The organism is Candidatus Kapaibacterium sp. (genome assembly GCA_025059875.1).
Lineage (GTDB): Bacteria > Bacteroidota > Ignavibacteria > Kapaibacteriales > HRBIN21 > HRBIN21.
In genome coordinates, this window is sequence record JANXCT010000007.1 from 16,471 (window position 1) to 36,628 (window position 20,158).

Sequence of the window (20,158 nt, forward strand, 5' to 3'; positions counted from 1 at the left end):
TATCAGCACAAACTTAGGACGCTCCTGAGTCCTCTAGGGGCAAAGAGGAGTGGTTACGTTTCGGTAACATAGCGCCGGGCATCTTCGAGGAGAGCTCTGGTGGCGCTAGTCCCAAGCCGATCGGCTCCAGCGGCAATGAGAGCGCAGGCCTGTTCGTAAGTCCGGATACCGCCTGAGGCTTTGATCCGGACGCCGGGAGGGAGAGCCGAGCGCAGGAGTGTGACATCTTCCACCGTTGCGCCGCGGGCTAAGAAGCCTGTGGAGGTCTTAACGTAGTCAGCTCCCGCCCGCGCTGCTAACTGGGCAGCCTGGACAGTAAGCTCTGGGGTCAGGAGACCGCATTCCACGATGACTTTGAGCAGCCCACCTCGGCGATGGACTGTGGCTGCGAGGGCCGCAATGTCCCGCTCGACCTCCGTGATGTCCCCATTGACTAGAGCCGGCAGGTTGATGACCATGTCTATCTCCCGGGCCCCCATCGCAACGGCTTCCTCTGCTTCTGCAAGTTTCGCCCGCCGCGGACTTCCCCCAAAAGGAAAGCCAACGACGGTGCAGACAGCTACAGAACTCCCGCGAGTGAGGCGATAAGCGGCAGGGACAAAGTACGGCAGGACGCAGACACTGGCGCAGCCCCATTCCAAAGCCTCTGAGCAGAGCCGTTCGATGTCCGCGGGCGTCGCAGTCGGCTGAAGCAGTGTATGGTCGATACGGGAACTCAACTCTTTGAGGCTTGTCATGGGCCTTGTTCCGATGTCGGCGAGACAGGCTCAAGAGGAGTGAGTGTGGAATGGCGCCACTCGTTGAAGAGCAGTACGGCTACGGCAGTTGTCGGAACAGCCACCAGTAGCCCGACGAACCCAAAGACGGTGCCGAAGAGGATGAGCGAGAAGATCAGCAACACTGGGTGCACCCCAATCCGGTGTCCCAACACTCGCGGCTCCACGATGTAGGCGTTGAGGAAGTGGAGGCCATTGATGACAAGGCTAAACACCAGGAAGTCCCGCAGAAAGTTCGCAGACTGGGCAATCAGGATAGCGATGGCTCCAGCTCCCATGGTGATGAGGATGCCGAAGTATGGGATCGGGTTGAACAAGCCGCTGAGGAGCCCCAGCATCACTCCGTAGGGGATCCCCAGCAGCACGTAGAGTGCTCCAGAGACGAGTCCGACGAGGGCAGAGATAGAGATAATCCAGCCGAGGTAGGTCCGTACGATAGGGCTGGCTTTCAGCAGGACGGCTAACCCTCGTGGAGCTTGCCGCTGCAGGACTTCGACTACCACCGCTCGGAGCTTGGGGAAGTCCTTCAGCAGATAGAACGTCACGATCGGCAGCAGCAGGAGGTTGACGACGTGCGTCGCGATGCGAGCGAAGCCGGCCAAGGCATCCAGCAGGGCGCTCATGAGGATCTGGAAGCCCTGCTCCAGCCGGGGCAGGAGGTCGCGCCGGAATACCTCCTGCACAAGCTGCGGTGGGATTCCGTAGCGCTCCAGCGCCTGGAAGAAGCGCCGGCTCTCCAGGTATGTCGTAGCGGTGGTGTAGAGCGTAGAGAGCTGCCGGACGAGAGTGTCCAACTGGCTGAATACAGTCGGGAAAATGAGGACCGAGAGCGCTGCAACCCCACCCAAGAGCCCAAGGACGAGTGCCAAGGCACTGAGCCATCGAGGGATGCCGTGGCGTTCCAGCTTAGCGAGGATGGGGTCCAGCAGATAGCCGGCAAGCAGCGCAATCCCAAAGGGCAGGAGTAGCAGCCCCATGCTCTGGATGAGCCATAGAGCCGACGCCAGCAGGAGGAGCCAGAGCAGATGGCGCGCTAAGGGCGTACTGTGCCGGTGCGGATAGAGTAGCGCAATCCCAAAGAGGAGCACAACGAATGGCGAGACAGCCAGCTTTGTCAATACCAAAAATCCCGTCAACGCTCCCCCCGCCAGAGCGAGGATGAGCCACATGTATGGCGGAGTTCGCTCCGAGGGTGGCATAGAGGCTTAGGCTTGCTGCGGGACAGTGCAGTACGTCTGGAACCAACCTCGGAGTACAGCAGCAACCTCCTCCGGCGATCTACCTTGGATGTCTTCTCGGTGGAGCATTGCAACGAGCTGCCCGTCCCGCAGGAGCGCAAACGAGGGTGAGGAAGGGGGCTGCCCGATGAAGTACTCGCGCATGCGAGCTGTGGCTTCTCGGTCCTGCCCGGCGAAGACAGTCACTGCATAGTCTGGCCTTGGGGTGTGGCGGAGTGCCATCGCTGCTGCCGGGCGTGCAATCCCGCCTGAGCAGCCACAGACGGAGTTGACGAACACTAGTGTAACCCCCGGTCGCTGGACGGCTGCGTCTACCTCTTCCGGTGTTCGGAGCTCCTCAAACCCAAGTTGCCGCACTTCCTGGCGGATGTGCTCAACGAGTAGGTCCCACATCGTCCACCTCGCGCTGCGTACAACCCAACGCAGCGGAGAAGACGATGCCCTTGGCGGCTTCGTGGAACGAGGGCCTACACCGCTAGCGGGAGCCTCTACGTCATTGCGACCGACAAGAGGAAGCAATGATGGCCAGCTACGAGGCTACCTACCATTTGCTGCAACGCCGATTGCTTCGGACGCACACGAAGGAGCTTTTCCTGAGGACAACCGCTGCGGGCGCTTGGGCACTGGTGGTGTCAGTTGCAGCGCTGCTGGCGATAGCTGCAGTAGAGGCTGTGCTTATGGCTAGCTCGTCGGTGCGGGCACTGCTCTGGCATGGCTGGCTAGGGTTCACTGCCTTGCTCTTCGCAGGGGCGGTGCTCTCACAGCTTGTCCCGTGGGTCCGCCAGCATCGGCACAAGGTAGTGGAGGATATGGCGCTGCGCGTCGGTGCACACTACCCTCACGTGGGGGATATGCTCTGCAACGTGCTGCAGCTCATGGCGAACCTGCAGCAACTTCGGGGGACGTCGCAGGAATTGGCGATTGCAGCGTTTGAGCGAGTAGCGCGGGAAGTAGAAGCACTGGACTTTGGGGCCATTGTAGACCGCCACCGTAGCCAGCGGGCCCTCTTGGTGCTGTTCGGGACACTGCTTGGAGCATCCTTGCTGCTCGGAGCAGTGGAGCCGCTCCGAAGCGGATTGTACCGCCTGGCATTGTGGCATCGCTCGTTTGTGCCACCCGCACCCTTCACGCTACGAGTAGAGCCGAGCGAGGCGACCGTCCTGCGCGGTGCGCCCGTCACAGTGAAGGTCTACGCCGACGGCACTCCGCCAGCAACGGTCCAGCTCCACCTCCTTCCAGAGCAGGGCGGGGAGCGGGTGCAGGAGCTAAGCTCCGAGACTCCGGGCATGTTTGTTGCGGAGCTCGGGCCAGCGTATGTGTCCATGCGCTACTACGCAAGCGCCCGCTGGATGGGGGAGGATGTCGTAAGCCCCGTAGGAAGCTTGCGCGTTGTAGAACGGCCGATTCTGCAGAGCCTTCGGCTGGAGCTCCGTCCGCCGGCCTACACACGGCAGCAGCCTGTGCGGCTAGAGGAGTACGTCTCGGGGATTGCGGTGCCGCGCGGATCGCTCCTTGTTGTCGTTGCGGAGGCCAACAAGCCACTGCAGCAGGCAGAGCTCCTCTTTGCACGGTCGGAAGGTGGAGATACGGTCCGTGTGCCGCTGACGGTAGCCGGAACCCAGGCTCAGGGGAGCTCTGTGGTGGCAGCCAGTGGGAGTTGGGCAGTCGTTGTCCGCGACCGTGACGGCCAGACCAACGAGAGTCCGCTCTGGCACCGCATCACCGCTCTCGACGACGCCCCACCCCAGATTGCACTCCTCCAGCCTACCAGCGATATTGAGCTGCCGCAGCAGGGGCTCTTGCCGCTCCGTGTCGGTATCAGCGACGACTACGGTTTCTCGCGGCTCCTCCTCCACTACCGCTTGGCAGCGTCGCGCTATGCTCCGGTGCAGTCGGAGTTTCGCCAGATAGCAATCCCCTTCGACCCCACGAGCACTCTGCAGGAGGTGCCATATGTTTGGGACTTGAGGCCGTTGAAGCTGTCGCCAGAGGACCGCTACGAGTTCTTCGTGGAGGTCTGGGACAACGATGCCATCAGCGGGCCAAAGTCGGCGCGGACCCCTATCCTTTCCGTGCAGCTACCTTCGCTGGAGCAGGTCTTGCGGCAGTCGGAGGTAGCGCAAGAGCGTACGATCCAAGAGCTGCAGAGCACTGTGCAGCAGTTGAATGAGCTTCGCCGTAGGAGCGAGGAGCTGAACCGACAGCTCCGTTCGCCGTCGGCCCAGCAACCCCAGCAGCGATGGGAGCAACAACGCCGGCTGCAGGAGCTACTGGAGCAGCACCAAAGCTTGCAACAGCGGGTGGAGCAGCTCGCACAGCAGTTGGAGGCGATGACGCAGCGACTGGAGCAGGTCCAGGCGCTGTCGCCGGAGACGCTCCAGAAGTATCGCGAGCTCCAGCAGCTCCTCCGCGAAGTCCGTTCCCCACAACTGCAGCAGCTCATGGAGCGGCTCCAGCAGGCGCTCCAGCAGATGACGCCCGAGCAGCTCCGGCAAGCGTTGCAGAACTTCCGCTTCAACGAGGAGGAGTTTCGAGCGGCCCTGGAGCGCACACTGCGCCTGCTGAAGCGCCTCCAAGCGGAGCAGAAGCTGGACGCCCTCCGGCGGCGTCTGGAGCGCCTGGCCGAGCAGCAGGAGCAGCTCCAGCAGGAGACCGAACGGGCACGAGGTCCAGAGCAAGCCCCAGAGCTCCAGCAGCAGCAGGAGGAACTCCGCCGTCAGTGGCAGCAACTCCAGCAGGAGTGGCAGTCGTTGGAGCAGCTCATGCGGGAAGTGCTACCGGAGGCACCTTCAGAGGCAATCCGCCAGGCGGCTCAGCACATGCAGGGGGAGCAAACGACTGAGGCTCTGCAGCAGGCCTCCACGCAGCTCCAGCAGGGCCAACTGCGGCAAGCAACGGGGGCACAGCGCCGAGCTGCTTCCAACATGCGTTCGGCTGCTGCGGCTCTGGATCGCCTCTGGCAGGAGCTGCAGCGGAACCTAACGCGCGAGGTCCAGCGCCAACTGCAGAAGGCGATGCTGGATGCCCTGGAGCTGTCTGAACAGCAGGAGCAGTTGCGCGAGCGCACTCAAGGGGTGCCGGCAGGTTCCCAGCGCTTCGCCGAGCTTGCCCGTCGGCAGCAAGAGCTCCAGCAGGCCACAGCTGCTGTCACGGAGCGTGTCATGGGAGTAGCTCAGCGCTCGTTTGCCGTGACACCGCAGATGGCTCGAGAGTTGGGACAGGCTCTGCGCTCCATGCAGCGGGCTACGGCGCAGTTAGCCGAGCGCACGCCTGCCGCCGCTCAGGCTCAACAGGAGGCGATGGAGGCGCTCAACCGCTCTGTGCTGCTACTCCAAGATGCTCTCTCCACTCTCCAGGCCGCCAGTGCTGGTGGAGCCTGTCCGAATCCTGGTGCAGGGCAAGGGGCTGGTGGCATGGGGTTCCTAGAGCGGCTCCAGCAGTTGGCCCTCCAGCAGCAAGGCATTACGCAGGCGCTCCAGCAGCTCCTCCAAGGTCGGCTGACGATGGAGCAGCAGGCGCAGCTGGCCCGGTTGGCAGCCCAACAGGCACAAGTGCAGCAAGCCCTGGAAGAGTTGGCACGCCAGCAGCCTTCTAGCGGACAGCGTCCCTTGGGTGACCTGCGACGCTTGGCTGAAGAGATGCGGGAGCTCGTTGAGGAGCTCCGAGGTGGACAGGTAACCCAAGAGACGATACGCCGACAGCACCGGATTCTTTCGCGCATGCTGGATGCACTGCGGTCCATCTACGAGCGGGACTACGAGCCGCAGCGGGAAGCTCGCCCGGGTCAAGATATCATCCGCCCAAGCCCACCGGAGCTCCAGCTCTCAGAACCCTCGCGCATAGTCCCAGAGGACGCGCTGCGTCTACTGCGGCAGAGCTACAGCCCGGACTACCAGCGCCTCATAGAGCGCTACTTTGAGCTCCTGCGCCGTTCGCCTACACTGCAGCTACGCTGAGGCGATGCGGATCTTGGTGCTGTGCACGCACAACGCCCGCCGCTCGCTGATGGCCGAAGCTCTGCTGCGCTGGTTGGCGCGGGGGCACTGTGAGGTGGTCAGCGCTGGCATAGAGCCTGGGACCGTTGACCCAAACACCCTGACTGTGCTCCGTGAGATAGGCGTCCCAACGGATGGCCTGCGCTCGAAGTCCGTCGAAGAGTTCCAAGGCCAACACTTCGATGTTGTCCTGACGGTCTGCGATGGGGCTCGGGAGCGTTGCCCTGTCTTTCCGGGTGCCCCTCGGGTGATGCACTGGAGTCTGCCTGATCCCTCGCTGGCGCAGGGGACGACCGAGGAGGTGTTGGAACAGTTTCGCCGTGTTCGTGACGAGCTCCTTCGACGGATCCAGCAGGAGCTGTTGCCGCTGCTGGCGCCGGCAGCAGACAGCGCTTCATGCACGTCGCGATCGTGACATACCATTTCTTGCCTCGGCTGGGAGGGGTGGAGGTAGCGGTCCACGAGCTTGCTACAGCGCTCTCGGCACTTGGGCTGGAAGTGAGCGTCGTTGCTCCACAGGCAGGGCTGGACGGTCGGTTGGCATACCGACTGGTCCCGTTGCCGCCATGGCGTGGCGTGCCGCGGTGGGTCCGCACATATGCGGCGCTGGCGAGCCTGTACCGACGTTCCCCATACGCTGTAGTCCACGCGCAGATGCTCTATCCAACGGCCTACGAGGTCGCCCGCTTCTGTCGTTGGAAAGCCATCCCGCTCGTTGTCAGTCCACAAGGGGCTGACATCCACGTCTACGAGCCACTGGGTTACGGGATGCGGCTTCAAGCACGATTAGAGCGCCGCATTCGCACTGCAGTGCGCCGTGCAACTGTAGTGACGGTCTCCAGCCGTCTCATGTGCCGCGAGGTAGCGCTCCTCGATCCGGAGGCGGCCGAACGGGCTGTCTATGTGCCGAACGGGACGTGGACAGAGCGCTTCCGTGGCTACGATCGTCAAGAGCTGCGGCATCGCTTCGGGGTCCAGCCTGAGGAGACTGTCTTCATCACGGTCAGCCGCAATAGCCCCATCAAGGGGCTACCGCTGCTGCTCCGAGCTGCTCAGACCCTAGCGGCGGAGTTTCCGCGTGGATGGCGCCTCTGGGTCCTTGGGGTTGGCACGCAAGAACTGGCGGGCGAAGTCGCTACGGGACGACTACCGGTGGAGTTCCTCGGACAAGTCCCAATGGAGTACCGCTCCGAAGGGGTGCCGGTCCAGCCCCCTACAGCACTCGTGCAACGCCTATTAGCGGCCGACGTCTACGTTGCTCCAGCGTTCAGTGGGGGCTTCGAACTTTCGTGTGCAGATGCCTTTGCTGCGGGGCTGCCGCTCATCATCTGCCGAGCGAACGGTGCTCAGGACTTGGTGCAGGACTACGGTGCTGGAATCGTCATCCCACCGGCGAACGAAGCTGCACTCGTGGAGGCTCTCCGCCGGATGCTCCTTCAACAGGAGGAGCGGCAAGCAATGCGCCAGCGGGCGTACGAAGTGGCCCAGCAGTTGGACTGGAAAGCCATAGCAGAGCGATGTCGCCAACTGTATGAGGATCTTTCTGCTTTGCGTAGGCTGAGACATGGCTGAGCGTGTTCTAGTGACAGGAGCTGGGGGCTTCATCGGTAGCCATGTAGTAGAGCTGCTGGTCCAGGAAGGGTACCGTGTGCGGGCTTTCATACGGTACATCTCCGCTGGGAGTATTGGGAACCTGGCGTGGCTGCCTCCGGAAGTGAGGGCAGAAGTGGAGATCGTGCGGGGTGACCTACGCGACCCAGACGCCGTCCGACGGGCCTGTCATGGCTGCCCTTTGGTTGTGCACCTAGCTGCTTCTGTAAGTATCCCGTATTCGTACGTCCACCCGCGCGAGTTCGTGGAGACGAATGTCATCGGTACGCTCAACGTGCTCTCAGCAGTACTTGGGGCAGGGACAGTCGAGCGTGTCGTGGTGACCTCCACCAGTGAGGTCTTCGGCACAGCGCAGTACGTGCCGATGGACGAAGCACATCCATTGCAGCCGCAGTCCCCGTATGCCGCAAGCAAAGTCGCTGCTGATAAGCTCGCAGAGAGCTTCCACCGGAGCTACGGCTTGCCGGTGGTCATCCTGCGTCCCTTCAACACTTACGGTCCGCGGCAGACACCACGTGCCGTCGTGCCGACCATCATTCTGCAGGCGCTCCAGCGTGGACGCATCCGCCTGGGTCGGTTGGAACCTCGACGGGACCTGCTCTACGTCGCTGACACTGCTGCGGCCTTTTTGGTTTGCCTTCGTGCCCCAGCAGAGGCTGTCGTGGGGCAGACCTTCAATGTCGGTACGGGAAACGACATCAGTATCGGCGAGCTCTGCCAGCGGATCTGCACACTACTTGGCATGCCTGAGCTTCCAATCGAGACGGAGGAACGGCGCTATCGCCCTGAGGAGAGCGAAGTCTACCAGCTCTGTGCAGACAGCCGGAAAGCGCAACGTGTCTTAGGGTGGCAGCCACAGTACAGCTTAGAGCAGGGCCTGCAGATGACGCTAGCGTGGTTCAGAGAGCACCAACATCGCTACGCGCCGGAGGATTACCTGGTGTGAGCCCCAATGATAGACCTCCGCAGCGATACCGTCACGCGGCCGACAGAAGAGATGCGCCGCGTGATGGCACAGGCTCCCGTCGGTGACGACGTCTTCGGAGAAGACCCCTCGGTCAATGCCCTCCAGGAGTACGTGGCCGACCTTCTGGGGAAGGAGGCGGCGCTCTTCGTCCCCAGCGGTGTTATGGGGAATCAAATTGCATTGGCAGTCCACTGCCGCCCGGGGGACGAAGTGATCGTAGAGGCAGCCTCGCACATCTTCACCTACGAGACAGCAGCGCCAGCCATCATTGCCCGAGTGCAGCTCCACTGTATCCCGTCAGCTTTTGGGCAGATGCCTCTGGAAGCCCTCCAGCAGGCTATCCGGCCGCCGGAGTACTACTTTCCGCGGACGGCGCTCATATGCTTGGAGAACACACACAACCGGCATGGTGGGACAGTGCTGCCGCTGGACTACGTTCGGGCCGTGGCGGAATGCGCGCGCCGCCACGGCATAGCCCTCCACTGTGACGGTGCGCGGCTCTGGAATGCTTGCGTCGCAACAGGAATTTCGCCCCGGCAGTATGCCGAACCCTTCGATAGCGTGATGGTGAGCTTCTCCAAGGGATTGGGAGCGCCGGTCGGTTCAGCCTTAGTGGGCAGCCGTGATTTCATCGCTGAAGCTCGGAGGTGGCGGAAGATCTTGGGCGGAGGAATGCGGCAGGCCGGGATATTGGCCGCAGCAGCACTCTATGCCCTGCAACGCCACATCGAGCGCCTACGCGAAGACCACGAGCACGCCTACCTCTTTGCCCAGTTGCTGGCAGAATCGGGTGTCGTGGAGCTTGAGCTCGAGCGGGTGCAGACCAACATCGTTGTCTTCCGCTACCCAGCTGGAATTCCATTCGCTGCCTTCGCTGACAGCTGCCGTCGCGAAGGGGTGCTCATCAGCCAGGGAATGCCTGGATTTGCTCGGGCAGTCTTCCACTTGCACATCACCCGCCAACAGGCAATCCAAGCGGCTCAGGCCATCATTCGTGCTGTCCGGTCACTTCTGGGAGTGCTGCCGTAGATTGGGGACGACAGGGGATAAAACCCAGAATTTTGCGCGTTGCCAATTCTGTGCGCGGAGAGCTGAGGTCTTTGCAACGGCGTAGAGCTCGTCTCACAGCAATAGCGCAAGGTTGAGGCCTATGGAACAGCGCCAGGACCGTTGGACCAGTGCTGAGCCGCAGCAGTTCCGCCACCGCCTGTTGGGACGAGTGCATTCGCACGAGGTAGACCGGCAGGGCATCGTCCACAACGCTGTCTACCTGTACTGGCTGGAGGTGGCACGTGTGGAGTACTTTCGTGCCCTCGGGCTGGCGATAGACCGGCAGACCTTCATCACGAAACACCGTTTCGTGGTGGCTCGCATTGAGATCGACTACCGCATGGCGGCGCAGTTTGACGATGAGTACGAGATCCTCAGCCGTGTTGCATACGTCGGACGGACATCGCTCGGCTTCGAACAGTTGGTCCGCCGCCTGCCTGACCACACGCTCTTGGCACATGCCCGGACAGTGATGGTGCACCTAAATCCCGCAACACACAAGCCGGAGCGCATACAGGACGCCTACCGGACGCTCATCCGGCAGTACGAAGGAGAGACTGTGCACATCGAGGCCGCATGAGCACATCCGCCCGCTGGTTGGCTGTCCGCAGCATCGTTGCCCGACTGGAGGTCCCGCGCTACTGTCGGGATGGCGCTTATCGGCAGCAGGTGCTGAGATGGGTTGAGCAGGGACTCGGTGGCGTCTGCCTCTTTGGAGGAGGGGTCGATGAGGTAGCCCGGGCTGTGGCAGAGCTCTTGGCTACGGCAACGGTGCCGCTGATTATTGCCGCAGACTTAGAGTACGGGCTCCCGATGCGCTTCCGAGGCGGCACAGCCTTCCCACGGGCTTACGCGTTGGGGCGCACTGGAAATCCCGCATGGACCTTGCGGGTCGCCTCTGCGATTGCCCGTCAAGCTCGAAGCCTTGGGATTGGTTGGAACTTCGCCCCAGTCTGCGACATCGCTACCAACCCCGCCAATCCAGTCATTGGTATCCGAGCCTTTGGGCAGAGTCCGCAGGAGGTCATACCGCACATCTGTGCCTGGATTGAGGCTTCCCAAGCTGCCGGGGTGTGGGCCTGCACAAAGCATTTCCCTGGTCACGGGGATGTCACGGTAGACTCCCACCTTGCGCTCCCTACCGTAACGGCGGACGCGCAGACACTGCATAACCGCGAGTTGCTTCCCTTCCGCGCGGCAGTAGAGGCTGGAGTGGTAGGCGTGATGCTGGGGCATCTATTGGTACCGGCCCTAGGTATAGAGCCGTTGCCGGCGTCGCTGTCGGCTAAAGCCGTTTCGCTGCTGCGGGACGAATGGGGCTACGATGGGCTTATCCTTACGGATGCCCTGGACATGGGTGCTATCACGCAGCATTGGACAACGGCTGAGGCTGTTGAGCTAGCGCTCCGGGCCGGAGTTGACCTGCTGCTGATGCCAGCCGATGTTGAGGAAGCCTTTGCTACAGCTACTCGGCTAATCGAGGTTGAGCCCACACTTGCGGGGCAACGTCGGCGGAGCCTACTCCGACTCCAACGCCTGCGGGAGCTTTTCCCGCCGCCAGAAGAGGTGGCAGAGCACTACGAGACTCTGGAAGAGCTGGAACTGGCCATGCAGAGTGCTCGAGCGGCTGTGGAGTACCACGCGGATGGGACACTACCACTGCCGCAGCAGGGCCGCATTGCCATTTTCGCCTTCTTGGGAACGCCGCAGCCGGAATTGGCGACTCTCTTCTTCCGCCTTCTGAGCCAGCATGCTCGATGTGCTTGCGACATTGCGTACGTTGACGCTCGCTCGACCTCGGAGGAGGAGCAGCGGCTGCTGGACTCTGCTGGCGAGGCAACCCAAGTAGTGGTGCTCTTCCTTGCGCCACCGCGTTTGGACCCTGCCGTAGTCCAGCGGTGGTACGATTTCGCACAGCGCTGCTCTGTCCGTTGGCCTACGGTCGTGGTGCTGGCAGGAAACCCCTTCGTTCCAGTGCCATCCACAGCGACAGCAGTGGTGCGAACATATTCGGACACGGAACCCAGCGTTGCCGTGGCAGCGTTCCTGCTTTCGGGTGTCTGGACAGCGCAAGCGGGAGAATGAAGAGGGAGTGGCTGGAAGGCTCGCCCGAAGAGGTCTTTGTACGGCTCCGAGAGTCGGTGGAGCTACGCCTCCGAGAAGCAGCGCAGAAGTTACAGAAGGAGACCGTGCTCAAGCAGACCGTGCCGTACGTACTACAGTTGCCTGGTAAGCGAGTACGGCCGCTGTTGTGTCTTTTGGCGGCTGCGGTGGAAGGGGCAGATCCGCATGTGGCCGTCTCAGTGGCCGCGTCCGTTGAAATCCTGCATACCTTCACCCTTGTCCACGACGATATCATGGATCGCTCGGTCCTTCGGCGTGGATACCCAACAGTGCATGCGCAGTGGAATGAGGCGGTAGCCATCCTAACGGGAGACGTTCTCATTGGTGTAGCATACTGCCTCTTGGAAGAGTACGCAGGACACCCCAACTTCGCGCAACTGGTCCACACGATGGCCTGTGCCCTTGTACGGGTCTCCGAGGGACAGGCCCTAGACTTGGAGCTCCCTGCAGGAGAGCGGCTTACACTGGCCCGGTACTGGCAGATGGTGGAGGACAAGACTGCTGCCCTCCTGCAGGCAACCCTCCTACTGGGAGCTCTCGTCGGGGAGGTCAGTGCTCCGACCCAGGAGTTACTGCTGCAATTAGGCATGCAGCTCGGACGTGCATTCCAGCTCCAGGATGACCTTCTGGACCTTATCGGCGAGACGGAAGAGACCGGCAAGCGGCACGGGCAGGACCTAAGAGAGGGGAAGTACACGTACGCAATCCTGCGGGCCCTGGAGCAAGCTCCGGATAACCCCCTACTGCAGCGGTATCGGCAGCACCGCGGGGCGAGGTCGGATGAGGAAGTTGAGGCCCTGGTAGAGCTGCTCCAAGGGTTGGGGGTCTTGGAGGAGATGCGAGAGCAAGTAGGCTTGGAGTATGCTCGTGCAATCGCGTTAGCTAAGCAGCTCCCTGCAACTCCGGCCTCAGAGCTCCTCTGCTATCTCCTCCAGAGCCTCAGCCAGCGGCGTCGTTAACGACGTAGGTCGATGACTTCAGCATCTGTGGGGGGCTGGAAATGGAAGTAGCGGGCCGTCACGGGTGGATCTGGCTGGAAGCGACGGATCTCCCAGCGCTGGCTTCCGCTCTCAGCGGGGAGCTCTACCGCTACTGGAACCCAGTCTTGGCGACGAAACCGCAAGATGGCTTGCTGGAAGCCGAGGGCAAGGGTATCTGGAGGTGTCCATGCAACCGAAAGGATATCACCGCTCTGCGAAAGGAGGCGTAGGCGAGACTCTCCGAGGAGGCTTAACAGGACATGTTCGATCCCTCCTGACGGCAGGACACGTCGTGCCGAGGAGATAACCACTTGCCGGAGTGCAGGCGTGTAGCTCCAGACTGTCGTCCCATCACAGACTAGGAGGCGTCCCGCCCATTCAGCCCGGAAACGATTCCCTCGGGCAACAGTTAGACGGAGCTCCAGTCCCGTCTCAGAAACAGCCTCCACCGCGAAGCTTTGCAAGCGCGCGTAGTATCGCCGCAGGGCAGCCAGTTCGTCGGCGGCCAGCGACTGTGCCGCTAGCAGGCTCCCCGCAGCGACCAGAGTCCAGCGTAGGCTCATTTCAGCTTCGCCAACAAGGGACCTCGGAGGCCGGAGTAACCGGTGAGCTCAGCCTCTATGGTGCCGATGAGCACCTTGGTGACGACTTTCACAGGGATTTTGCGGTCATCGTCGGTGAGCCACATGAGGATCCGGCCCTCGCTCTTGAAGAGTCCACCCTCCGTCACCAAAGGCTCTATCAGGATGCAGCGGAAGGTACCGGAGGAAACCGATACCACTTGCTTTCCATGGATGCGAACGCCGAGGTCGTAGGTTTTAGTGCCGTAGAAGTTCTGCAGGCGCAGTACAGTATCCTTCGGCATTGCCGAGAGCTTCAGCGTGCGCACGTAGTAGAAGGCGGAGACGATGTCATGCACATAGCGCGGTATTGCGAACTCTCCGTCACTGGTAATAGCCCGGCAACGGGCGTGGTCTAAACGTGCAGTGAAGTCTCGTCGGTAGCCGCCTTCGCGGAGGCGCTGCTCGAACTCGTACGGGAAGATGCCAGCAACGTCAATGACGGTGCGATAGAAGTCCCGTACACGGTACAGCCAGTCCAAGGCAGGAACGGAGCGCACTTCAAAACGGATGTCGTAGCATGGGCGATTATAGCGGTAGACGGGTTCTGGGGCAATCTGGAAGTAGGCCTTTCCAGCGGTGATGAAGCGGTACTTGACATCGTACTCCAGCCGCTCCCCGAATCCGAAGGCCTCGTTTGGGACAGAGCGTGTCCAGTCCCCAGGAGGGCAGACAGGAGCCTGTGCGTGAGACGCTACGAGGAAAGCAATCGGCAGGGCAATCCAGCTCATCTCTGTCCGGGTTTGAAGGCTCCGCCTACGGCATAAGGACGCACGCGCGGCAGAGTTATCGTCCCTATGGCGACGTTTCCGTCGGATATTTTTGCCGCATGGGATGTCTCATAGCGAAGGGCGAGCCTTATGCAGGCTGTTATTGCTCTCATTGTTGCTGTCGGGACTCTTGGTGTGGTGTGGGCTCAGGAGCCTGGGCCTCTGGTAGCTCAAAAAGGACTTCGGACAGGTCTGGCAGCGGTGCGCTTCGTAGGGACAGATGCCGAAGGGGTGCGGACGCAGTTGAATCCTGCAGTGGGAGTCTTCGGTATCCTCCGATTCGAGGCTCTGGGGATCCCCAAACTCACGCTCCTCTTGGAGCTGCTCTACGCCCGTCGAGGGACTGAGCAAAGGATCTCCTTGGGTGGGGGAGGATACGACCTACGTTATAACCTCGACCAGCTTGAGCTGCTGGTGGCCCCGCGCCTCAATGTTGCTATGACGCCCCTGCCAGTAGCCATCTATGCTGGAATTGTACCGGGACTGCGAACGAGCGGTAGGGTGGAACAAAAAATCGGAGGTGGACCTCCAAAGAAGCTAGAGGCTTCTCTGCGAAGCATCACTGTAGGGCTGAGCGCTGGGGCTGGAACGGAGCTGCCGCTACGCCGCTCGGCACGCCTACTGGTAGACCTACGGGCATACTACGGGCTCCTCTCGATCCTCGAGCGGGATTTCAATCCCCCGCTGCGGGAGGGCAAGCCAATTCGCGCAGTCCATCCACTCGCTCTCGGCATAGCAGTGGGCGTAGGGTTTTAGGTGCAGATGGTCTGTCTGTGGCTCATTGTTGGCCCGGTGTTGAGCATTTGTGCCGCTCAGGAGTGGCAGCAGGGGGTACGGTACCAGATCCGCGCCGAGCTAAACCCTACGGAGGCACTCCTGCGCGTGCACACGCGGATGGTCTACCGAAACGCTTCGCCGGACACGCTGCGAGAGCTCTACGTGCACTTGTACTGGAACATCTTTGCTCCGAACAGCTACGCTCGGCAGTTCAGCCGAGAACGGCGTCTGGAGCGGATTCCCGAGCTTCCTGCCGTGCGAGTGGATTCCTTCGTTGTCATCGCCTCTACCGGCGAGCGGCGGGCAGACTTCAGCGTAGACAACACGATCGTGCGGCTCGGTATGCCGAAACCACTGCTGCCTGGAGACTCCGTAGAGGTCCTCAGCAGTACCGTGCAGACCGTGCCGCCGGAAGGCCTTCGGATGGGGCGCCACGGCACCGATTACTTCGTTGCGCATTGGTTCCCCTCGGTCTGCGTCTATGACCGCTATGGCTGGCACACGGAGCAGTATCTGGGCACTGGGGAGTTCTACGAAGAGATAGCGGACTTTGAGGTGGAGCTGACGCTGCCGGGGACGTACGTTGTTGTCTCCACAGGCACCCTGGCGAACCCCGATGAGGTCCTACCTGCTGAGCTCACCGAACGATTGCGCCGTCTGCGAGAAGATACCGGCATTGTGCGGATTGCCAATCTTGCCGCGCAGCCGCTCACTGACACAACGCCGCGGACTTGGCGCTTCCGTGCTGAGCGGGTGCGCACCTTCGCATGGGCGGCTGTGCGCCATTACCTGTGGGATGCTCAGCGGTGGGGCGATGTTTTAGTCCACGTGCTCTATCCCCGCGGGCTGGAGGACTTCTACCGTGACGAGGGGTTGAGGGCAGCGGTCCATGCGATTCGGTACTTCTCCGAGCACTTCGGGCAGTACCCGTACCCGCAGATGTTCGTTGTCGTCGGTGGGACGAGCGGTGGCATGGAGTATCCAGGCATCGTCTTCATGGGGCGTGATCTCACGGGTGGTATTCTAGCCCCGCGGACCGCGGAGGTCATCATGCACGAGATCGGGCACAATTGGTACCCGATGGTGATCAACTCCAACGAGACCGAGTTCGGCTTCCAGGACGAGGGCTTCAACACCTTCATCACCATGCTGGCGTTGGAGGCGTTCTATGGGCGGCGCTATCCTACACTACGGCTACCCTGGTGGCTGCGCCCCCTCATTGCGACGACGGATGAGCGTACTGGGAATGCCATTAGCACAGTCCGCTGGACGCTGACGGGACGGGATGAGCCGCTGCTGACCCGCTCGGACTGGCACCGTACGGAGGCAAGCTACGTCGTCAACGCGTACTCGAAGACGGCGACCCTGTTGCTCATGCTCCGCGGGATCTTAGGGGAGGAGACCTTTGGCGCAGTGATGCAGGAGTACTACCGCCGCTTTCGGTTCCGGCACGTGTATCCGGAGGACTTCGTGCAGCTCGTCAACGAGGTTGTCTCCCAACGCAAGGGGGAGCGGGCAGACTTTCGGTGGTTCTTTGACCAGTGGTTCTCCCAGACTCCGGTGGTGGACTACGCCCTCGCAGGCCTCCGGAACAGAGAAGCTCCAGGAGGCCTCTGGGATGTGACCGTTAGCATAGAGCGTTACCAGAGCGCTATCCTACCCGTCGATGTTGAGCTGAGGCTGCGTAACGGTCAGCGGGAGCGGGTTCGGTTCACGGTAGAGGAGCTGCTGCGGGGTCCGTCACGGCTGGAGAAGACCGTGAGACTACCCGCTCCAGCAATGTCTGCTCTCGTGGACCCGGACACGGTGCTGCTACTGGACATCAATCGGCTCAATAACTCCAGCGGTTTACTGCCGCCGGTGACCTTCCGTCCTTTCTTGGAGGCGGTCAGCACTGATCCTGTGGAGCTCTACTCCTACGGGATTGTGTGGCAGCCGGTGGTAGGCTTCAACACTGTAGATGGCCTGAAGGTAGGGGTGGAGGCTCGGGGGGCTTACTTGGGGATGTTCCACAAGGTCCGGCTGTCTCTGGCCCAAGGGGTGAGGTTCCGTCCCTTCTCCTTTGGAGGGATGTTTCAGTGGCAGCACCTCTTCTGGCAGATGCCAGCACGTCCGCAATTGGAACTCTTTGGAGCGCGGCAGGACGGCTGGGTGCGTATGCGGGTAGGGACAACGCTCTCACTCTCTCCTCTGCCACCCTCAGCATGGGACATCGTAGGGCGGATTGCTGTTGGATACTGGCGGCGACAGATAGCCGCATACGCCTTCCCCGGTTCGCCATTGGGATGGGCTGCTAGAGATCGGTTGGAGGTCGTTGCTCTTAAGGTAGCTCTAACGATGTCGGCGGAGACCGATGTCGGTACGCTGCGACTCTGCAAGAGCCTGGAGCCGTTCTGGTACAGAGGTCCTGCTGCGCCCTTTGGGGTATCGCCGTTTGCTGAAGGACGGAGCTTCTTCCGGGCGGTGGCGGAGGGCTTTTGGGAGTCAGAAGCGCCGCTCCCTTTGATGCTCCGAGGGGTTGTTGGTTGGTTCTCTTCTGATGAGCTCCGGCCGCCCTCAGTTGTCGGGTTCCGTTTAGCGTCGGTGTCTCCACTGGAGGAGCTGGAGCTGCCGCTCTTCCGCGCTCCCGGAATCATCTCCCCGGCAGCTCGAGAGCGGCGAATCATACCTGCAGGTGGGGGATTCGTTCGAGGATATGGGGCTCAAGATACCCTTGGCTTTATTCTGACGGCATTGAATGCTGAGGTCAGCGTGTCGCGGCTGCTTCGGTTGCTGCCTGCTGTCGGGCTCCTGCTGGAGCTCGTTGACCTTCGCCTCTTTGCCGATGGAGGGCACGTGGGTACAGCCCTCGGTGGTTTGCGTCAGTGGCGGTGGGATGCTGGATTCAGTGTGGTGCTCCGTCTGCCGGGTGTGCAAGGGTATTCACCTTTCCCCTTCCTACGCCGCCTAGGGATAGGGGAGATTGGGGTTGACTTCCCGCTGTACTTGAGCCATCCACCTTTGGGGCAACGGCGGTGGGCATACCGCTGGCTGCTCCGGCTGCGTTCGCTCCGCCAAGCTACCGTGGAGTGGTAAGCTCTTGGGATGGCGGGCGCTCAGTGGTGCCCACCATATGCTCAAGGAGCTGTTCTGTGGAGAGCAGCTCGTTCCGCAGGGCCTCTGCACGTTGGGGCTGTTGGAGCTGCTCGTAGGCTCGGCAGAGGGTCTCTACAAGGGCAGTCCGGTAGGCTTCGCGTTCCTGGCTTTCGTCAAGCTGCCACCATGCTCGCCGTTGTACCAGCGGAGAGAGGAGCTGTACAGCCTTCCGGTAGTGCCCGCTGGCGATCGCTCGTTCGGCGCGATCGAGCGCGGCCAAGAGGTGGTTTCGGACCTGATGAGCATGGGATTCGCTTGTTGCCGTTGAGCGGCGGTGATAGCGGCGGAGCTGGTCTACTAATGTGGCAACGGTACTGGAGTCCGTTAGGTCGTATGCGGGAGCGCGCCGCAAGGGAGTTCTGTAGACGACGATCGAGACAGCAGCACTATCTTGCGGGAAGCCGCGGGCGCGCAGTGAGTCGGCTAGGCGTGTGATGACACCGACGGTTAGGTCTGTTTCCACAAGGCCCAGTGCTCCCCGTAGGAGCGCAAGGCCCCAGGGTGTGTTGAGAGTAGGGAACCAGCGGAGGAGCTGCTGGCGTAGGAAGTGGGCCTGAACGTAGACGCGGTGGTAGTCATCGCCCCACACGCCAGTCCGTGCCCGCAGGACTCGGAGTACGTCGCTGGGATTGGCAAACTGGAGCAGGCGTAGGATGCCGAGGGCCTGGGAGAAGCCCAGCTCGGCGTAGTAGTGAATCCGCGGTAGTCCAAGGAGGCTGGCTAATGTTGCAAGATGAGCTCGCCGCCCTCGATGTGCCCGTACGTTCGCCAGCTTGTTGTATTGGCTCGTGTCGGGGAATCCAGCGTCGGCCGGTGTATCGCGGGGGATAGCGACAATCGTGATACGGCCTGTCTCCAGGTCGAGGAACAGTACGTGGTTGGCATCTGCGTGGGCTGTAGGGTCGTTGATCCGAGAGTCCACTCCGATGAGGGCTATGGTGATGCAGCGCGGGCATCGGGGAGGTGAGCCAGAGACGCGCTCCGTGAACTCAGGAGCTGAAACTGGTGCAGAGAGGGACTGTGTTGGGAGGCTGTCGGGGCTACGGGGCGGTGCAGGGGGATGTTGAGTTATCGGTAGAGCAGTGTCAGGAATGGGCTGGCTGCTCAATTCGTGCAGCAAGGTGTCTAAGTAGCGGTCTTCCGCGGTCTTTCGGAGTTTGTGGCTGTAGAGCCAGAGGAAGGCCAGCCCGAGCAAGATGGTGATTATCCCTAAGGCTGTGAGCCAGTACTTGGTCATTCCTGGGCTTCCTGCTGCTTGGCCTGGTTCCAGAGCTCATCCATCTCTGCCAGCGACAGCGCTTCTAAAGGGCGGTTCTGAGTCGAGGCGACTTGCTCGATGTACTGGAACCGGCGCGTGAACCTATCGTTGGCGTTCTGGAGACACTCCTCAGCATTCAACTGCTCAAAGCGTGCAGCGTTGACGAGTGCAAAGAGTACATCTCCCAACTCGCTTGCAATCCGGCCTGAATCGCCGGATCGTAGAGCTGTGCGGAGCTCGGCAAACTCCTCTTCCACCTTCTGCCAGACTTCCTCTTTCGTGTTCCAGTCGAAGCCGACAGAAGCGGCGCGTTCTTGGAGTCGCTGGGCGCGGAGGAGAGCCGGCAGGCTCTTCGGGATTCCCTCCAGTAGAGAGCGACGTCCTTCCCCCAGCTTGAGCTGCTCCCAGCGTTGCTTGACTTGCTGTGCATTTTCAGCCGAAGCATGAGCGAAGACGTGGGGGTGGCGGTGGACGAGCTTCTGGCTTTCCTGGGCGATAACAGCACTCAGGTGGAATTCGTTCGCTTCCTCTGCGATTGCGCTATGCATCAGGACGTGGAGTAAGAGATCGCCGAGCTCTCGGGCAAGCTCCTGCCAGTCCTGTGCGCGGATGGCTTCCACGGTCTCGTAGGCTTCCTCTATTAGGAGCGGAGCGATCGAAGCGTGGGTCTGTTCCCGATCCCATGGGCATTCCCGCCGCAAGAGGCGCACAATCTCCCAGAGAGCTCTGAATTGCTCAACAGGATCATTCGGCTGCGCCGGCTGTGGTATTGGATGTGGCATTCTTCGCCCCCGACGTGGAGTACCAGAGACGTCAAAATTCGGGGCTCTGAGCCAAAACAGCACCACGTTCCCCAC

The 20,158-nt window shown here is 61.5% G+C and carries 17 protein-coding genes; 10 read left to right on the top strand and 7 right to left on the bottom strand.

The window, feature by feature from the left end; translation table 11 throughout:
• Nucleotides 1-53: 53 nt before the first annotated feature.
• From deoC to NZ960_07325, 3 genes are read right to left on the bottom strand one after another with little or no spacing between them, the layout of a single operon-like run.
• The gene (gene deoC / locus NZ960_07315; protein MCS7177401.1) at nt 54-737 is read right to left on the bottom strand and encodes a deoxyribose-phosphate aldolase; all 684 of its coding nucleotides are present in this window, start codon (nt 735-737) and stop codon (nt 54-56) included.
• On the bottom strand, nt 734-1,975 hold the full coding sequence (locus NZ960_07320; protein MCS7177402.1) for an AI-2E family transporter: 1,242 nt from the start codon (nt 1,973-1,975) through the stop codon (nt 734-736). Before NZ960_07320 ends, deoC begins: the two co-directional genes overlap by 4 nt.
• 6 nt (nt 1,976-1,981) lie before the next feature.
• Nucleotides 1,982-2,407: a BrxA/BrxB family bacilliredoxin gene (locus NZ960_07325; GenBank protein ID MCS7177403.1), complete on the bottom strand. Its 426-nt coding sequence runs from the start codon at nt 2,405-2,407 to the stop codon at nt 1,982-1,984.
• A 125-nt stretch (nt 2,408-2,532) separates the two neighbouring features.
• On the opposite strand from NZ960_07325, the gene NZ960_07330 reads away from it, so the two are divergent.
• The 8 genes from NZ960_07330 to NZ960_07365 all read left to right on the top strand — a co-directional run bounded on the left by NZ960_07330 (nt 2,533) and on the right by NZ960_07365 (nt 12,720).
• Complete coding sequence (locus NZ960_07330) at nt 2,533-5,970, top strand: DUF4175 family protein (protein MCS7177404.1); 3,438 nt, start codon at nt 2,533-2,535, stop codon at nt 5,968-5,970.
• A 4-nt stretch (nt 5,971-5,974) separates the two neighbouring features.
• Nucleotides 5,975-6,424 carry an arsenate reductase ArsC gene (locus NZ960_07335; protein MCS7177405.1) on the top strand — a complete coding sequence of 150 codons (450 nt, stop codon included), beginning with the start codon at nt 5,975-5,977 and terminating at the stop codon, nt 6,422-6,424.
• The gene (locus NZ960_07340) at nt 6,406-7,581 is read left to right on the top strand and encodes a glycosyltransferase family 4 protein (GenBank protein ID MCS7177406.1); all 1,176 of its coding nucleotides are present in this window, start codon (nt 6,406-6,408) and stop codon (nt 7,579-7,581) included. Before NZ960_07335 ends, NZ960_07340 begins: the two co-directional genes overlap by 19 nt.
• Nucleotides 7,574-8,566 (top strand): SDR family NAD(P)-dependent oxidoreductase, encoded by a 993-nt coding sequence (locus tag NZ960_07345; protein MCS7177407.1) that lies wholly within the window; start codon nt 7,574-7,576, stop codon nt 8,564-8,566. Before NZ960_07340 ends, NZ960_07345 begins: the two co-directional genes overlap by 8 nt.
• Nucleotides 8,567-8,572: 6 nt before the next feature.
• Nucleotides 8,573-9,616, top strand: coding sequence for a low-specificity L-threonine aldolase (ltaE, locus tag NZ960_07350; protein ID MCS7177408.1), 1,044 nt, complete (start codon nt 8,573-8,575; stop codon nt 9,614-9,616).
• A 121-nt stretch (nt 9,617-9,737) separates the two neighbouring features.
• Nucleotides 9,738-10,217, top strand: a complete 480-nt coding sequence (locus tag NZ960_07355; protein MCS7177409.1) for an acyl-CoA thioesterase — start codon at nt 9,738-9,740, stop codon at nt 10,215-10,217.
• Entirely contained in the window at nt 10,214-11,722 is a 1,509-nt protein-coding gene (locus NZ960_07360) for a hypothetical protein (GenBank protein MCS7177410.1), read from the top strand. Before NZ960_07355 ends, NZ960_07360 begins: the two co-directional genes overlap by 4 nt.
• Nucleotides 11,719-12,720: a polyprenyl synthetase family protein gene (locus tag NZ960_07365; GenBank protein ID MCS7177411.1), complete on the top strand. Its 1,002-nt coding sequence runs from the start codon at nt 11,719-11,721 to the stop codon at nt 12,718-12,720. The genes NZ960_07360 and NZ960_07365 overlap by 4 nt, the downstream gene beginning before the upstream one ends.
• On the opposite strand, the gene NZ960_07370 is transcribed toward NZ960_07365, so the two are convergent.
• The gene (locus NZ960_07370) at nt 12,717-13,304 is read right to left on the bottom strand and encodes an outer-membrane lipoprotein carrier protein LolA (protein MCS7177412.1); all 588 of its coding nucleotides are present in this window, start codon (nt 13,302-13,304) and stop codon (nt 12,717-12,719) included. The genes NZ960_07365 and NZ960_07370 overlap by 4 nt on opposite strands.
• Nucleotides 13,301-14,092, bottom strand: a complete 792-nt coding sequence (locus NZ960_07375; GenBank protein ID MCS7177413.1) for a DUF3108 domain-containing protein — start codon at nt 14,090-14,092, stop codon at nt 13,301-13,303. The genes NZ960_07370 and NZ960_07375 overlap by 4 nt, the downstream gene beginning before the upstream one ends.
• A 129-nt stretch (nt 14,093-14,221) precedes the next feature.
• On the opposite strand from NZ960_07375, the gene NZ960_07380 reads away from it, so the two are divergent.
• Both NZ960_07380 and NZ960_07385 read left to right on the top strand, forming a co-directional pair.
• Nucleotides 14,222-14,887 (top strand): PorT family protein, encoded by a 666-nt coding sequence (locus NZ960_07380; GenBank protein ID MCS7177414.1) that lies wholly within the window; start codon nt 14,222-14,224, stop codon nt 14,885-14,887.
• A 6-nt stretch (nt 14,888-14,893) separates the two neighbouring features.
• Complete coding sequence (locus NZ960_07385) at nt 14,894-17,983, top strand: M1 family metallopeptidase (GenBank protein MCS7177415.1); 3,090 nt, start codon at nt 14,894-14,896, stop codon at nt 17,981-17,983.
• Here the strand turns inward: NZ960_07385 and NZ960_07390 are convergent.
• Together NZ960_07390 and mazG are read right to left on the bottom strand one after the other, a co-directional pair.
• On the bottom strand, nt 17,967-19,280 hold the full coding sequence (locus NZ960_07390; GenBank protein ID MCS7177416.1) for a hypothetical protein: 1,314 nt from the start codon (nt 19,278-19,280) through the stop codon (nt 17,967-17,969). The genes NZ960_07385 and NZ960_07390 overlap by 17 nt on opposite strands.
• Complete coding sequence (gene mazG, locus NZ960_07395) at nt 19,277-20,083, bottom strand: nucleoside triphosphate pyrophosphohydrolase (GenBank protein ID MCS7177417.1); 807 nt, start codon at nt 20,081-20,083, stop codon at nt 19,277-19,279. Before mazG ends, NZ960_07390 begins: the two co-directional genes overlap by 4 nt.
• Between the last annotated feature and the right edge of the window lie 75 nt (nt 20,084-20,158).